This is a genomic window from Aquincola tertiaricarbonis (genome assembly GCF_000969605.1).
GTDB lineage: Bacteria > Pseudomonadota > Gammaproteobacteria > Burkholderiales > Burkholderiaceae_C > Aquincola > Aquincola tertiaricarbonis.
Genome location: NZ_JZUE01000007.1, coordinates 77,386 through 91,928, shown reverse-complemented (window position 1 = coordinate 91,928; position 14,543 = coordinate 77,386). Strand labels below are relative to the sequence as shown.

At 70.7% G+C, this 14,543-nt stretch carries 14 protein-coding genes; 7 read left to right on the top strand and 7 right to left on the bottom strand.

What is annotated here, in order from left to right; all coding sequences use genetic code 11:
- Positions 1–16: 16 nt before the first annotated feature.
- Complete coding sequence (gene purT, locus VO99_RS10290; protein ID WP_046112765.1) at positions 17–1,222, top strand: formate-dependent phosphoribosylglycinamide formyltransferase; 1,206 nt, start codon at positions 17–19, stop codon at positions 1,220–1,222.
- Between the two features lie 10 nt (positions 1,223–1,232).
- On the top strand, positions 1,233–2,480 hold the full coding sequence (locus tag VO99_RS10285) for an MFS transporter (protein ID WP_046112764.1): 1,248 nt from the start codon (positions 1,233–1,235) through the stop codon (positions 2,478–2,480).
- On the opposite strand, the gene fusA is transcribed toward VO99_RS10285, so the two are convergent.
- The gene (gene fusA / locus VO99_RS10280) at positions 2,458–4,536 is read right to left on the bottom strand and encodes an elongation factor G (protein ID WP_046112763.1); all 2,079 of its coding nucleotides are present in this window, start codon (positions 4,534–4,536) and stop codon (positions 2,458–2,460) included. The two genes, VO99_RS10285 and fusA, sit on opposite strands and share 23 nt — an antisense overlap.
- Before the next feature lie 239 nt (positions 4,537–4,775).
- On the opposite strand from fusA, the gene VO99_RS10275 reads away from it, so the two are divergent.
- On the top strand, positions 4,776–5,468 hold the full coding sequence (locus VO99_RS10275; protein ID WP_157039519.1) for a hypothetical protein: 693 nt from the start codon (positions 4,776–4,778) through the stop codon (positions 5,466–5,468).
- Positions 5,468–5,713 carry a hypothetical protein gene (locus VO99_RS10270; RefSeq protein ID WP_046112761.1) on the top strand — a complete coding sequence of 82 codons (246 nt, stop codon included), beginning with the start codon at positions 5,468–5,470 and terminating at the stop codon, positions 5,711–5,713. The genes VO99_RS10275 and VO99_RS10270 overlap by 1 nt, the downstream gene beginning before the upstream one ends.
- 14 nt (positions 5,714–5,727) lie before the next feature.
- Here the strand turns inward: VO99_RS10270 and VO99_RS10265 are convergent, their stop codons facing one another.
- From VO99_RS10265 to VO99_RS31725, 3 genes are all read right to left on the bottom strand, one after another.
- The gene (locus tag VO99_RS10265) at positions 5,728–7,272 is read right to left on the bottom strand and encodes an AMP nucleosidase (RefSeq protein WP_046112760.1); all 1,545 of its coding nucleotides are present in this window, start codon (positions 7,270–7,272) and stop codon (positions 5,728–5,730) included.
- 43 nt (positions 7,273–7,315) lie between these two features.
- Entirely contained in the window at positions 7,316–8,101 is a 786-nt protein-coding gene (locus VO99_RS10260; protein WP_046112759.1) for a transporter substrate-binding domain-containing protein, read from the bottom strand.
- Positions 8,102–8,202: 101 nt separating this feature from the next.
- Positions 8,203–8,325, bottom strand: a complete 123-nt coding sequence (locus VO99_RS31725; protein WP_259374793.1) for a hypothetical protein — start codon at positions 8,323–8,325, stop codon at positions 8,203–8,205.
- A 184-nt stretch (positions 8,326–8,509) separates the two neighbouring features.
- On the opposite strand from VO99_RS31725, the gene VO99_RS10255 reads away from it, so the two are divergent.
- Positions 8,510–9,322 carry a DUF72 domain-containing protein gene (locus VO99_RS10255; protein WP_046112758.1) on the top strand — a complete coding sequence of 271 codons (813 nt, stop codon included), beginning with the start codon at positions 8,510–8,512 and terminating at the stop codon, positions 9,320–9,322.
- A gap of 3 nt (positions 9,323–9,325) precedes the next feature.
- Here the strand turns inward: VO99_RS10255 and VO99_RS10250 are convergent, their stop codons facing one another.
- Positions 9,326–9,940, bottom strand: a complete 615-nt coding sequence (locus VO99_RS10250; RefSeq protein ID WP_052736240.1) for a histidine phosphatase family protein — start codon at positions 9,938–9,940, stop codon at positions 9,326–9,328.
- 61 nt (positions 9,941–10,001) lie between these two features.
- Here VO99_RS10250 and VO99_RS10245 point away from each other — a divergent pair, with 61 nt between their 5' ends.
- Positions 10,002–11,684 carry an MBL fold metallo-hydrolase gene (locus tag VO99_RS10245; protein ID WP_046112757.1) on the top strand — a complete coding sequence of 561 codons (1,683 nt, stop codon included), beginning with the start codon at positions 10,002–10,004 and terminating at the stop codon, positions 11,682–11,684.
- A 25-nt stretch (positions 11,685–11,709) separates the two neighbouring features.
- Here the strand turns inward: VO99_RS10245 and VO99_RS10240 are convergent, their stop codons facing one another.
- Positions 11,710–12,657 (bottom strand): transglutaminase family protein, encoded by a 948-nt coding sequence (locus VO99_RS10240; protein WP_046112756.1) that lies wholly within the window; start codon positions 12,655–12,657, stop codon positions 11,710–11,712.
- A gap of 46 nt (positions 12,658–12,703) precedes the next feature.
- On the bottom strand, positions 12,704–13,396 hold the full coding sequence (locus tag VO99_RS10235) for a PEP-CTERM sorting domain-containing protein (RefSeq protein WP_157039517.1): 693 nt from the start codon (positions 13,394–13,396) through the stop codon (positions 12,704–12,706).
- 207 nt (positions 13,397–13,603) lie between these two features.
- Here VO99_RS10235 and VO99_RS10230 point away from each other — a divergent pair, with 207 nt between their 5' ends.
- Positions 13,604–14,521 carry a LysR substrate-binding domain-containing protein gene (locus tag VO99_RS10230; RefSeq protein WP_046112754.1) on the top strand — a complete coding sequence of 306 codons (918 nt, stop codon included), beginning with the start codon at positions 13,604–13,606 and terminating at the stop codon, positions 14,519–14,521.
- The last annotated feature ends 22 nt before the right edge of the window (positions 14,522–14,543 follow it).

Below are 14,543 nucleotides of genomic sequence, written 5' to 3'. Positions count from 1 at the left end.
CCACGCTTTTCCCGACATGACCGTCACCCTCGGCACGCCGCTGTCTCCCCACGCCACCAAAGTGATGCTGCTCGGCTCCGGCGAGCTGGGCAAGGAGGTGCTCATCGCGCTGCAGCGCCTGGGCGTGGAGACCATCGCCGTCGACCGCTACGACAACGCGCCCGGCCAGCAGGTGGCCCACCATGCCCGCACGATCGCGATGAGCGACCCGGCGCAGCTGCGTGCGCTGATCGAGGCCGAGCAGCCGCAGCTGGTGGTGCCCGAGATCGAGGCCATCGCCACCCCGGTGCTGGAAGCGCTGGAGGCCGAAGGCCGCGTGCGTGTGATTCCCACCGCCCGCGCCGCCCGCCTGACGATGGACCGCGAAGGCATCCGCCGCCTGGCCGCCGAGACGCTGGGCTTGCCCACCAGCGCGTACAAGTTCTGTGATTCGCAGGAGGAACTGCAGGCCGCCATCGACGGGGGCATTGGCTATCCCTGCGTCGTCAAGCCGGTGATGAGCAGCTCGGGCAAGGGCCAGAGCAAGCTCGAAGGCCCGGCCGACGTCGCCGCCGCCTGGCAGGTGGCGATGGCCGGCGGCCGCGTGAGCCATGGGCGGGTGATCGTCGAAGGCTTCATCCGCTTTGATTACGAGATCACGCTGCTGACGGTGCGTGCGCTGGGCGCCGACGGCCAGGTGCACACGCATTTCTGCGACCCCATCGGCCACATCCAGGTCAGCGGCGACTACGTGGAAAGCTGGCAGCCGCACCCGATGAGCTCCGCTGCGCTGGCCGAAGCACGCCGCATCGCCGAGGCGGTGACGGCCAACCTGGGCGGCCAGGGGTTGTTCGGCGTGGAGCTGTTCGTCCAGGGCGACCAGGTGTGGTTCAGCGAGGTGAGCCCGCGCCCGCACGACACGGGCATGGTGACCATGATCACGCAGCAGCAGAACGAATTCGAGCTGCATGCCCGCGCCATCCTCGGCCTGCCGGTGGACACCACGCTGCGCACGCCGGGCGCCAGTGCGGTGGTCTACGGCGGCGTGGAAGCCGCCGGCATCGTGTTCGACGGCGTGGACGAGGCGCTTCGCGTGCCGCAGACCGAGCTGCGCCTGTTCGGCAAGCCCGAGAGCTTCGCCAAGCGCCGCATGGGCGTGGCGCTGGCCTACGACGCCGACGTGGAGCAGGCGCGCCACCGCGCCAAGCAGGCCGCCGCGCTCGTCAAGCCGCGCACTCCCTGACCGCGCCCCGATGAACGTTCTGGCCTTCCTGCGCGAGAACGCGCGCTGGTTGGCCCTCGGCTTCCTGCTGCTGTTCTTCGGCGCCGTCGGCCAGACCTACTTCCTCGCCATGTCGGTGGGCGACTTGCGGCGCGAGCTCGGCCTGTCGCACAGCGCCTTCTCGGGCTTGTACATGGCGGCCACGCTGATCAGCGCCTTCACCCTGCCGCACCTGGGCGGCCTGCTGGACCGCCATGCGCCGCACCGGGTGGTGGCCTGCGTGGTGCCGATGCTGGCGCTGGCCGCAGCGGCGCTGGCGCTGTCCACCCACTGGGCGGCGGTGTTCCTGGCGCTGATCGGCCTGCGGCTGTTTGGCCAGGGCCTCATGCCGCAGACCGCCTTCAACGTGCTGGGCCGCTGGTTCGCCGCCGAGCGCGGGCGGGCGGTGTCGATCGCCACGCTGGGCTTCAACGGCGGGCAGGCGCTGCTGCCGGCGGCCTTCGTCGCGCTGGCGGCGGTGGTGGGCTGGCGCAGCGCCTGGGCCGCCGTGGTGGCGCTGCTGCTGCTGGCGGTGTGGCCGCTGGCGACGTGGCTGGCCGCCCGCGAGCGCCAGCCCCGCGCGGCCGACGTGGCCGCCGCCCGCCGCGCCGCGCCCGACCGCACGCGGGCCGAGGCGCTGCGCACGCCGCTGTTCTGGTTGGCGCTGCTGGGCGTGGTGCCGCCGGCCTTCATCGCCGGGCTGGTGTTCTTCCACCAGACGCACCTGGCCGAGGTGCGCGGCTGGTCGCTGCAGGCGATGGCGGCTTCGCTGTCGCTGCTGGCGGTGGTGACGGTGACGTCGTCGCTGATCACCGGCCCGCGCATCGACCGCGGCACCGCGGCGCAGTGGCTGCCGGTCTACCTGCTGCCGCTGGGCGCCGGCTGCCTGGTGCTGGGCCTGGTGCCGGCGGCCTGGGCGGTGCCGGTGTTCATGGTGCTGTTCGGCATCACGGACGGCATCGCGCTGACGCTGATGGGCGCGTTGTGGCCGGAGCTGTTCGGCGTGCGCCACGTGGGCGCCATCCGGGCGGTGGTGGTGTCGGTGCTGGTCACCGCATCGGCCGCGGGGCCGGGGCTGGGCGGCGTGCTGATCGACGCGGGCGTGCCGTTTCCGGCGGTGGTGGCCTCGCTCAGCGGGCTGTGCTTCGGCATCTCCGCGCTGATGCCGCTGGCGGTGCGCCATGCGCGCGCGCACAGGGCGCGGGCGGTGCCGCCGGTCAGTCCTCTTCCCTCGCCTTGAACTGGCCGGTGAGCTGCGCCTGCGCGTTGGGCGGCACGGCCTCGTAGTGGCTCAGCGCCAGGGTGTAGCGGCCCTGGCCGCTGGTCATGGCGTTCAGGCGTGACTGGTAGGCGCTCAGCTCCGACAGCGGCGCCTGGCCGGTGACCACCGACTGCCCGGCCGCGCCCGGGTGGGTGCCGCTGATCAGCCCGCGGCGGGCCGACAGGTCGCCGGTGATGTCGCCCAGCGCCGCCTCGGGCGCGGTGATCTCCAGGTCGACGATGGGCTCGAGCACGATGGGCCGGGCCTCGCGCACCGCGGCCATGAAGGCCTTGCGGCCAGCGGTGGCGAAGGCGATTTCCTTGCTGTCCACGCTGTGGGCCTTGCCGTCGAACACCGTCACCTTCACGTCCACCACCGGGTAGCCGGCGATCACGCCCTGGGCCAGCACCTCGCGCACGCCTTTTTCCACCGCGGGGATGAACTGGCCGGGTATGGCGCCGCCCTTGACCTCGTCCGCGAATTCGAAGCCCGCGCCGCGCGGCAGCGGCTCCACCCGCAGGAACACCTCGCCGAACTGGCCCGCGCCGCCGCTCTGCTTCTTGTGGCGGTGGTGGCCTTCGGCCGCAGCGGTGACGGTCTCGCGGTAGGCGATGCGCGGCGGGCGCGTCACGGCCTCGAACTTGTAGACCTCGCGCAGCCGGTCCAGCAGCACCCGCAGGTGCAACTCGCCCAGGCCGTACACCACCGTCTCGTTGGTGTGGGCCACGTGCTCCACCTTCAGGCACGGGTCCTCGTCCACCAGCTTGGCGAGGATCTCCCACATGCGCTGCTCGTCGCCCGGGCGCCTGGGCTCGATGGCCAGGCCGTGCACCGGCACCGGGAAGGGCAGCGGCTTGAGGTGGATGTGGTCGTCTTCCGCGGCGTCGTGCAGCACGGCGTCGAAGTGGATCTCGTCCACCTTGGCCACCGCCACGATGTCGCCGGGCACTGCCTGCGGCACCTCCACGTGTTCCTTGCCCTGCAGCATGAACAGGTGGTTCACCCGGAAAGGCTTGCGGCCGTCGCCCACGTACAGCAGGCTGTCCTTGGTGATGGTGCCCTGGTGCACGCGCAGCACGCCCAGCTTGCCGACGAAGGGGTCCACCGCCACCTTGAACACATGGGCCAGCACATGCAGCGCCGGGTCCGGCCGGGCCTGCAGCGGCTGCGCCGCCTCGCCCTCGCCGCGCAGGAAGGCGGGCGGGTTGCCCTCGGTGGGGTTGGGCAGCAGCTTGACGATCACGTCCAGCAGCTCGGCCACGCCCGCGCCGCTGCGGGCCGAGACGAAGCACACCGGCACCAGGTGGCCCTCGCGCAGCGCCTGTTCCAGCGGGGCGTGCAGCTCCGCGGGATCGACGTCGCCGTCGTTCAGGTAGCGCTCGACGAAGTCGCCGTCCACCTCCACCACCTGCTCCACCAGCGCGCGGTGGGCGGCTTCCACGCTGGAGAAGTCGCAGCCGCCTTCCTCGCGGTTGTAGAAGCAGTCGACCACCCGGCTGCCGCCGTCGGCGGGCAGGTTCAGCGGCAGGCATTCGGTGCCGAAGGCCTCGCGGATCTGCGCCAGCAGCGCCTGCAGGTCGGTGCCGGCGTCGATGCGGTTGACGATCACCAGCCGGTCGAGCTGCCGCTCGGCGGCGTAGGCCATCATGCGCACCGCCATCGGCTCGATGCCCACGGCGGCATTGATCACCACCGCCGCGGTTTCCACCGCCTCCAGCGCGGGCAGCGCCTGGCCGATCAGGTCGGGCGAGCCAGGCGTGTCCAGCAGGTGGATGCGCACGCCGGCATGGTCCAGGTGCAGCGCCGACGAGTTCAGCGAATGCTGCATCCGCCGCTCCAGCGGATCGTGGTCGCTGACGGTGCTGCCACGCTCCAGCGAGCCCGGCGTGGTGAGCATGCCGGCGCGGTGCAGCAGGGCCTCGGCCAGGCTGGTCTTGCCGCAGGCCTGCGGGCCGACGAAGGCGATGGTGCGCAAGGCGGCAGGATCGACGGTCGCGGAGGGCAGGCCGGGGGTGCCGTTGGATGGGCGTGGCATGGGCAGTCTCCTTGCGGTCGGGCCGCGATGCCAGCCTACGGGAAGGCCGTGCACCGCACAAGCAGGGCAAATGGCAGGCGCCGGACAGCCGCTGCCTGCCGCGGTGACCGGGTCCACGGTGCTTGTCCTACAAGATTTGCCCCGTGGCGCCGACATCCGTCGGAAGTGGGATGTCAGACGATCTGCACAGGGCGTCCGAGGGTGGACGCAGGTCTAGAGTCAAGGGCGTCGAGGTGCACATGCCGACCCGCATTGCCAACCGGAGGGAAGCTGTCCGTTCGCCGTGGGGCCGCCCGCTGGCGTCGCCAGCTGCGTGGTTCACCCTGGCCGCGCTGACGGCATTGCCGGCCGCCAGCCGGGCAGCGGACGACGTGGGCGCCAGCGGCGCCTCGTCGGTGGCCATGGCTTCGCTGCTGGGCCGGGTGACCGCGGCCACGCCGGCGCTGCGCGAAGGCGGGCCGCCGGCCCTCGACGCCGCGCTGGGCACCGTGTCGCCCGCCGATCCGGTGGCCGATGCCCAGGGCCATGTGATGGACGCGCTGTCCCGCGTCACCGTCAGCCGCTGGATGGGCCGCGGCCAGGCCCGCCTGGGGCTCGGCGTGGGCGCGGTGGGACAGCGCGCCGCCGACGGCGTGGTGCTGGCCAATCCGTCGCCGGCCGTCACCGTGGGCGTGCAGCTGGACCTGGCGCCACGCGCGACGATGTACGCGGATGCCTCCAGCGCGGCGGTGTGGCGCACGGCGGGCAGCGAGGCGGGCGCGCCGGCGGCGTTCTACAACACCCGTGTGGGCATGGAATTCAAGAGTGCGAGCAATGCACGGGGGCTGGGTTTCGATCGCGGAGCGATCGGCATGCAGCTCGATTCAGGCTATCGCCTGCAAATGAAGCCACGCCGCGGCGGGTTGGCGGTTTACCTTCGAGGACAGTTCTGATGGACAGCAGCACGCACCCGCGCGACCAACCCAAGGCCGAGCGCGACGACAACGACCAGACCCGCCGCACGCTGGAGCGCTCCGGCGGCCCCGACCCGAAGCAACCCAACGAGCGGGACGAATCGGCCGACACCGCCGCCGAGCCGCAACCCCGCATCGAGCAGGCGCACAGGGACCTGGAGCGCGGCCTGCAGGACACCGACCGCGGCAAGCCGATGGACGACACCTACCGCAAGCAGAAGTAGGCCAGCCGGCAGCCTTACTGGAACGCCACTTCGGCAAAGCTGCGCAGCTTGCGGCTGTGCAGCTCGTCCAGCCGCAGCTGGCGCAGCAGCTCGATGGCGCGCATGCCGATGCGCAGGTGCTGGTCCACCCGCTCCCGGTAGAAGTGGTTGGCCATGCCGGGCAGCTTGATCTCGCCGTGCAGCGGCTTGTCGCTCACGCACAGCAGCGTGCCGTAGGGCACCCGGAAGCGGAAGCCGTTGGCCGCGATGGTGGCCGATTCCATGTCCAGCGCGATGGCGCGGCTCTGGCTGAAGCGCCGCTCCGGCGTGGTGAGCTGGTGGTGGAAGGGCAGCAGCTCCCAGTTGCGGTTGTCGGTGGTGGCCACCGTGCCGGTGCGCATCACGCCCTTCAACTCGTAGCCCGAGAGCTGCGTGATGTCGGCCACCGCGGCCTCCAGCGCCACCTGCACCTCCGCCAGCGGCGGAATGGGCACCCACAGCGGCAGTTCCTCGTCCAGCACGTGGTCTTCCCGCACGTAGCCGTGGGCCAGCACGTAGTCGCCCAGCTGCTGCGTGGTGCGCAGGCCGGCGCAGTGGCCGAGCATCACCCAGGCATGCGGGCGCAGAACCGCGATGTGGTCGGTGATGGTCTTGGCGTTGGAGGGACCCACGCCGATGTTCACCATCGTGATGCCGCTGCGGTCCGGCCGCACCAGGTGGTAGGCCGGCATCTGCGGCAGCCGCGGCGGCACGGCGCCCAGCTCGTCGCCGGGCTGGTGGGCGGTGCCGCTGCGGCGGGTGATGACGTTGCCCGGCTCGACGAACATCGTGTAGCCGTCGCCGGCGGCCGGGTCGGCATGACCCGCCTGGCCGTCCAGCAGGTCGCCCTGGCCCATCTCGCTGGCCATCACCTCGTGGCCCAGCCGCACGAACTCGTCGATGTAGAACTGGTAGTTGGTGAAGAGCACGAAGTTCTGGAAGTGCTCGGGCGCGGTGCCGGTGTAGTGGCGCAGCCGGTGCAGCGAATAGTCCACCCGCGGCGCGGTGAAGAGGGCCAGCGGCTGCGCCTCGCCGAAGGCCGCCTCGTAGGTGCCGTTGGCGATGCCGTCGTCCATCGAGGTGAGGTTCGGCAGGTCGAACAGGTCGCGCATCAGCAGCCGGCGTGCGGGCGACAACGTGCCTTCCACATGGTCGTGCTCGGCGAACGAGAAGTGCACCGGGATCGGCTGCGTGCTGACGCCCACCTCCAGCGGCACGCCGTGGTTGCGGACCAGCAGGTGAAACTGCTCGCGGTAGTACTCGGCAAACAGCTCAGGCCGGGTGAGCGTGGTCTCGAACACGCCGGGCCCCGAGACGAAGCCGTAGGACAGCCGCGAATCCGCCCGGCGCACCGTGTCCACCTGCACCCGCACGAAGGGATAACACGCGCGGATGCGGGAGGCCGGCACCTCGCCGGCCAGGAACGCATTCAGATGCTGCCGCAGGTGCGCGATGGCGGCGTCGTACAACGCCTTCGCATGCTGGAAGGCGGCTTCTGCATCGGTGAACTGCGCGGGAGACGGGAGGGCGGGCTCGATCATCGGGCCATTGTGGCGCGTGTGGATGACGCTTCCGCCGCCGCGCTCAGAGCGGCAGGTCGCCCGCGGGGCGGCCGAGCCAGCGCTTGGCCATGGCGTCCAGGTCACCGGCGGCCTTGGCCCCGGCGATGATCTCGTTGACCTTGGCGCGCAGCTTGTCCTCGCCCTTGGCAATGCCGATGAAGTTGGGCGAGTCCTTCAGCACGAACTTGTATTCGGCGCCCAGGTTGGGGTTGCGCGCCATCATGTTGCCGGCCACCGAGGCGCCGGTGGCAATGGCCTGCACCTGGCCCGAGACGAAGGCCGCCACGGTGGCGTTGTTGTCCTCGAAGCGCTTGATGTCGGCCGAGGCGGGGGCGATCTTGCTCAGCTCCATGTCTTCCATCGCGCCGCGGGTCACGCCCACGCTCTTGCCGGCCAGGTCGCCGGCGGCCTTGATCACGCTGGCCTTGGGCGCGAACACCGCCTGGAAGAAGGGCGAGTAGGCGGCGCTGAAGTCGATCACCTTCTCGCGCTCCGGGTTCTTGCCCAGCGTGGAGATGACGAGGTCGGCCTTGCGCGTCTGCAGGTACGGAATGCGGTTGGCGCTGGTCACCGGCACCAGCTCCAGCTTCACGCCCAGCTTGTTGGCGATGTAGCCGGCCATCTCCACGTCCAGGCCCTGCGGCTTCAGGTCGTTGCCCACGAAGCCGTAGGGCGGAAAGTCGGTGGGAATCGCGATCGTGATGAGCTTCTTGGCCATCACGTCGTCGAGCGCGCTCTGCGCGGCAGCAGGCAGGGCGACGGCCAGCAGCAGCGTGCCGGCGGCGGTGATGAGTGAGCGGCGGTCCATCGTCAGGGTCTCCAGGTTTGGTGACCCTGCCATCGCAAGCGCCGTGCCTTGCGCACCGCGCACCGCCTTGGCGCGTGCCAGACACGCGCCGGTTCAGATGCTCAGCGGTCGAGCAGTTGTATGCGTTCGCGGGCCTCGGCCGCGTCGGCGTACAAGGCCTGCAGTCCGGGCAGCGCAGCTTCGTAGCCCACGTCCAGGTCGGACACCGGCACGTCGTCTGCCACGACGGGGGCGGGAGAGAAATCCCAACGCCGCCCGCTTGCTTCGATCCAATCCTGTTCGCTTGACATGGCCTACTCCTGGCAACCGGTGTGATAGTGCTTGCTGACGGCATGGCTTGCCATCCGTCGAATGGGGGAACTGATGTAGTCGGTTTCCTACAAGCCCCACTTGAAGGGAAAACTTGAAATGACCCCTCGCATACGGGTAGGAATCGGCGGCTGGAACTTCGCGCCCTGGCGCGACAACTTCTACCCCGCCGGCTGGCCGCAGGCACGCGAGCTGGAATACGCCGCGCAGCACGTCACCGCCATCGAGGTGAACAGCACCTACTACAGCGCACAGAAGCCGGCCACCTATGCCAAGTGGCGTGACAGCGCGCCCGAAGGCTTCGTGTTCTCGCTCAAGGCGTCGCGCTATGCCACGCAGAAGCGGGTGCTGGCCGAGGCGGGCGAATCGGTGCAGCGCTTCCTGGGCAGCGGCATCGCCGAGCTCGGCGACAAGCTCGGGCCCATCGTCTGGCAGCTGGCACCCACCAAGGTGTTCGACGCGCAGGACCTGGAAGCCTTCCTGGCGCTGCTGCCTTCGCAGGTGGCGGGGGTGCCGCTGCGCCATGTGCTGGAGGTTCGCAACCCGAGCTTCGCGGTGCCGGAATACGTGGCCCTGGCCCGCCGCTTCAAGGTGGCCACGGTGTTCACCGATGCCATCGACCGCTTTCCGGTGATCGCCGATCCGACCGGCGACTTCGTCTATGCGCGGCTGCTGAGCGCGGATGCGGAGATCGACACCGGCTACAGCCCCGCGGTGCTGGACCGCTGGGCCGACTGTGCGCGGCACTGGTCGGAAGGCCGCATCGATGCCGACCTGCCGCGGGTGGAGCCCACTTTGCAGCCCGCCGGCACGCCGCAGGACGTGTTCATCTTCTTCATCAATGGCGCGAAGGAGCGTGCGCCGGCGGCGGCCATGGCGCTGCTGTCCCGCCTGCAGGCCGGCGGCGGCTGAGCCTCAGCCGCCCACCAGGCTGCTGCCCTGGTGGGCGCTGCGTTCGTCGAGGTGGGCGGTGCAGTTCACCAGCTCCACCTTGTGCGGCGGCAATGCGGTGCACACCGTCAGCGCGGTGTTGCCCAGCGGGCCGCTGAACGCCAGCGCCTCGGGCAGCTGCAGCACGCCGTCCAGCCACACGCGCAGCACCAGCCCATGGGTGACCACGACCAGCGGCCCGTCCAGGCGGGCCTGCTGCGCGGCCAGCTCGGCCAGCGCCGCCGTCACGCGGGCGCTGAACTCGGCGGCCGATTCACCGCCGGGCGGGGCCTCGTCCATGCGCAGCGCGTCGAAGCCCAGGCCGTCGTAGCTGCGGCCGCGCAGGTCACCGAAGTTGCGCTCCTGCAGCGCGTCCATCCGTTCAATGGGCAGGCCGGTGGCCGCGGCGATGGCCTCGGCCGTCTGCAGCGCACGCGGCAGGGGGCTGCTGACGATGCCCGCCGGCCGCAGCGCGGCGACGCGGGCGGCCAGCAGCGCAGCCTGGCGCCGGCCGGTTTCGCTCAGCGGGGTGTCGGCGGGCTGCAGCACGCGCGCCACGTTCAGCGCGGTCTCGCCATGGCGCACCATCAACAGGCTCATCGACGCTCCTTTCGCGGGGGTCGGGCATTATTGGTGCCCGCTCCTGCTGTCCGAAGAAACCATGTTCGATGCGCTGAACCGCCTGGCCGCCGATCCCGAGGGCCGGCCGCCCCGCCCCTCCGCCACGCTGGTGGTGCTGCGCGAATCCCCGGCCGGGCCGGAGGTGCTGCTGCTGCGCCGGGCCGAGCGCGGCGACCTGAACAGCGGCGCCTGGGTCTTTCCCGGCGGCCTGGTGGACGAGGCCGACCATGCCAGTGCAGGCTGCTGCACCGGCGTGGACGAGGCCGCCGCCAATGCCACGCTGGGCCTGGCGTCCGGTGGCCTGGCCTTCTACGTGGCCGCGGTTCGCGAGTGCTTCGAGGAGTGCGGCCTGCTGTTTGCGCGCGAGGCCGGCGGGCTGCCCGTGGCGCCGCAGCGCCTGTCGCAGCTGGACGCCTGGCGCGGCCCGCTGCACCGCGGCGAGGCCGGCCTGCCGGCGCTGTGTGCGGAGCACGGCCTGTCGCTGGCGCTGGACGAGCTGGTGTATTGCGCGCACTGGCTCACGCCGGTGGGCATCCCCAAGCGCTACGACACCCGGTTCTTCGTCGCGGCCGCGCCGGCGCTGCAGACCGCGGTGCCGGACGCGGCCGAGACGGTAGAGCACCGCTGGCTGCGGCCGGCCGACGTGCTGGCCGACCGCGCGGCCTACAAGATGCTCACGCCCACGTTGAAGACGCTGGAGATGATCGCCCCGCATGCCAGCGCCGCCGCCTTCCTGGCCTGGGCGCGGCAGCCGCGCCAGGTGCCGATGATCCAGCCACGCCTGGGCAGCGGCCGCCAGGGCAAGCGGCCGGTGACGCCGGACGAACCCGCCTGGGCGGAGCTCGGCCGGCTGGACCCGCAGGGTACCGGCCAGGCCTGCTACGAGATCCAGGTGGACGTGCCGGTGCGGCTGTCGCCGCGGGTGATCCGCGTCACCGCCGACAACGGCAGCGTGATGACCGGCCCCGGCACCAACACCTACCTGGTGGGCGGCGGCCCGCGCAATGAATGGGCGGTGATCGATCCCGGCCCGCTGTCGCCCGCCCATGTGCAGGCGGTGCTGGCCGCCGCGCCGGGCCCCATCCGGCACATCCTGGTGACCCACACCCACACCGACCATTCACCCGCCTGCGTAGCGCTCCAGCAGGCCACCCAGGCGCCGGTGTCAGGCCGGGTGGCCAGCCATCCGATGTGGCAGGACACCACCTTCGCGCCCGACCGCCTGTTGCAGGGCGGCGAGCGCCTGCAGATCGACGACGGCGTCACGCTGCAGGTGGTGCACACGCCCGGCCATGCCAGCAATCACCTGTGCTACCTGCTGGAGGAAGAGAAGACGCTCTTCACCGGCGACCATGTGATGCAGCTGTCCACCGTGGTGATCAACCCGCCCGATGGCGACATGCGGGCCTACATCGCCTCCCTGCGCGAACTGGCCGCCGGGCTGGAGCTGGACTGGCTGGCACCGGGCCACGGCTTCCTGATGGCGCAGCCGCGGCAGGCGATGGAGGCCATCGTCGCCCACCGGCTCAAGCGCGAGGCCAAGGTGGTGGAAGCGCTGCGCCGCCTGGGCCCGGCCAGTGCCGATGAACTGCTCAAGGCGGTGTACGACGACGTGCCGCCGCGGTTGCATCCGGTGGCCATGCGCTCGCTCAACGCGCACCTGCTGAAGCTGCGAGACGACGCGGCCGCGGTGGAGCGGGATGCGCTGTGGGCGCTGGCCTGAAGGTCGCGCCCGGCGCCGCGGGTGCTCAGCGCCGCGGCAGCACCCGGCGCACGTCCACCACCACGTCCATGCCCAGGTAGGCCTCCGGGTCGCCGTACCAGCTGCCGGTGACCGGCGCGGCCTGTCCCGGGTCGCGCGCCACGCCCACACGGATGAGCTGGTTGCCGCCCAGCAGGTTGTTGGTGGGGTCGAAGGGCAGCCAGCCGGCGCCGGGCAGGTAGGCCTGCAGCCAGGCATGCGTGCTGCCGGCGCCCACGGTCGGCTGCGCCTCGGCGGCGGTGGCCGGGCTCCCTTCCGCGGCCAGGGCGGGCGCCTCCGCCGCGGCGGCCGTGTCCAGCGCGGGGTCGTAGAGGTAGCCCGAGACGAAACGCGTGGCAATGCCCAGCCGGCGGGCGGCTTCCATCATCAGCAGCGCGAAATCGCGGCAGGTGCCGCCGCCCAGCGCCAGCGTCTGCAGCGGGGTCTGCGTGCCTTCCTCGTCGCGCGTGCTGTAGTCGAAGTTGTCGCGGATGTGCTGGTTCATGTGCACCAGCAGCTCCCGGGTGTGCGTCGGCCCGTCGGTGCGCAGGAACTGGCGCGCCCAGCGCGTCAGCTCGCCCTGCGGATCGTCGTAGTGGGGGCGCAGGTAGTGCTCCAGGTCGAAGCGCTCCTCCACGCCATAGGCGAAGGGAAAGATTTCCGCGCTGGGCGACAGCGGCAGCTCCAGGTTGTGGCTCTGCGCATGCTCGATGCGGAACTTGCAGACGATCTTCAGCTCGGTGGCCGGCTCCAGCGGCTGCACCAGCGCCACCGAGTTGGAGTGCGGGTCCTGGATCAGGCGCACCGCGGCCTCGGGGCTCACTTCCAGGTCGGTGGCCAGCACCCGCAGGTCGTGGCTGTCACGCGGGCGGAACATCACCCGGTGCTCGCCGAAGGTCACGGGCGCGCTGTAGCGGTAGCGCGTGGTGTGGGTGATGTCGTAGCGGGTGAACATCGATCGGGCGGCACCGGGAAGGGGAACGCCACGATCATGCCGCGATTCAGCCGCGGCGGCGCCGCGTGGCCACGCCCACCCCGGCCAGCCCGGCCAGCAGCATGGCCACGGTGGAGGCCTCGGGCACCGGCGACAGCACCACGTCGTCGATGAAGAACCGGCCCACCACCTTGCCACCGGCCGGGTTGCCCACGTCGCCGTCGAACACCAGGCTCTGCGCCACGCCCTGGAAGCTCAGCGTGTAGGTTTCCCACTTGTTGTAGCTGCCGCTTTCCTCGTCCTTGAACTTGCCCTTGAACGGGGCGGGATCGGAGTCGAGCGACAGCAGCGGGTCGGCGTTGCTGCCCGATTGCGCCAGCACCTGGTTGTTGGCGTCCAGCACCGTGACGCGGGCGGTGCTCTCGAAGGTGGAGTAGGAGAAGGTGACGCTGCCCTGGAAGCCCTTCGCCACTTCGATGCGCACGCCGTCGGTGGCGCTGGCGTCACGGTAGAGCGTGAGCGCGCCGAAGCGGCTGGGGGCGCGGCCGAAGTTGCCCGTGCCCGAGCGGCCCGGGGCGGTGCTGTCGGCATCGATGAAGATGAAGCCGTTGGAGATGCTGAAGCCGGGTGGCTGGTAGATGTCGGAGTCGGCGGGGCCTTCCTGCTGCACCTCGAAATCGAGCGTGACGGCGGAAGCCAGCAACGGTGCGCACGCCAACAAGGCGGCGGCCGTCCATCGGTTCATCGACAAAGGCAGCATGCGGCTCTCCTGATCCTGGGGTTTGTGTTTTTTCGTGAGGAACGCAAGCACGAACCTTGCCGTTCATCGACCCCAGCAATGTACTCAACGATGTGCCGCGGTACTTTGACACGGCCCCCCCTCCGTTCAAGGGATCAGCAGCCGGGCCGGACTGTGAGTGGGGTTTGCGAGCACGGCGCCATTTTTCCCAGACCTACACTCCCAGCCGTGGAAACAAAGTGGCTGGAAGACTTCATCACGCTCGCGGAAACGCGCAGCTTTTCCCGTTCCGCGCAATTGCGGCATGTCACCCAGCCGGCCTTCTCGCGGCGCATCCAGGCGCTGGAGGCCTGGGCCGGCATCGACCTGGTGGACCGCTCGTCCTACCCCACGCGGTTGACGCCGGCCGGCGAGACCTTCCATGCCCAGTCGCTGGAGATCATGGGTGCGCTGCAGGCTACGCGCAACATGATGCGCAGCCATCACGTCAGCGGGCAGGACATGATCGAGTTCGCGGTGCCGCACACGCTGGCCTTCAATTTCTTCCCGCACTGGCTGATGGACCTGCGCCGGCGCTTCGGCGCGCTGAAGAGCCGGCTCATCGCCCTGAACGTGCATGACGCGGTGCTGCGCCTGACCGAAGGCACCTGCGACCTGCTCATCGCCTACCACCATGCCTCGCAGCCGCTGCAGCTGCCGCCCGAGCGCTACGAGATGCTGAGCCTGGGCCAGGAGACGCTGGCGCCCTATGCCAAGGCCGATGCGGACGGATTTCCGATGTTCCGGCTGCCGCCGCTGTCGGCCGACCGTGTGCCGTTCCTCAGCTATGCCTCCGGCGCGTACATGGCGCGCATGGTCGAGCAGATCGTCAAGCACGCGCCCGAGCCGCCGCCGCTGGAGCCCATCTACGAGACGGACATGGCCGAGGGCCTGAAGGCGATGGCGCTGGAGGGGCACGGCCTGGCCTTCCTGCCCGCCAGCTCGGTGCGCAAGGAACTCAAGTCGCGAAGGCTGGTCAGTGCGGCGGGTGGGCCCGGCTACGAGCTGACGATGGAAGTGCGCATCTATCGCGAGCGGCCGGAGAGCGCGCGGCATGTCAAGCCGGTGGCCCGTGCAGTCTGGGACTTCCTCAGCCGGCCCGCCTAGCCGCAAACCCGCCGCAGCGGTA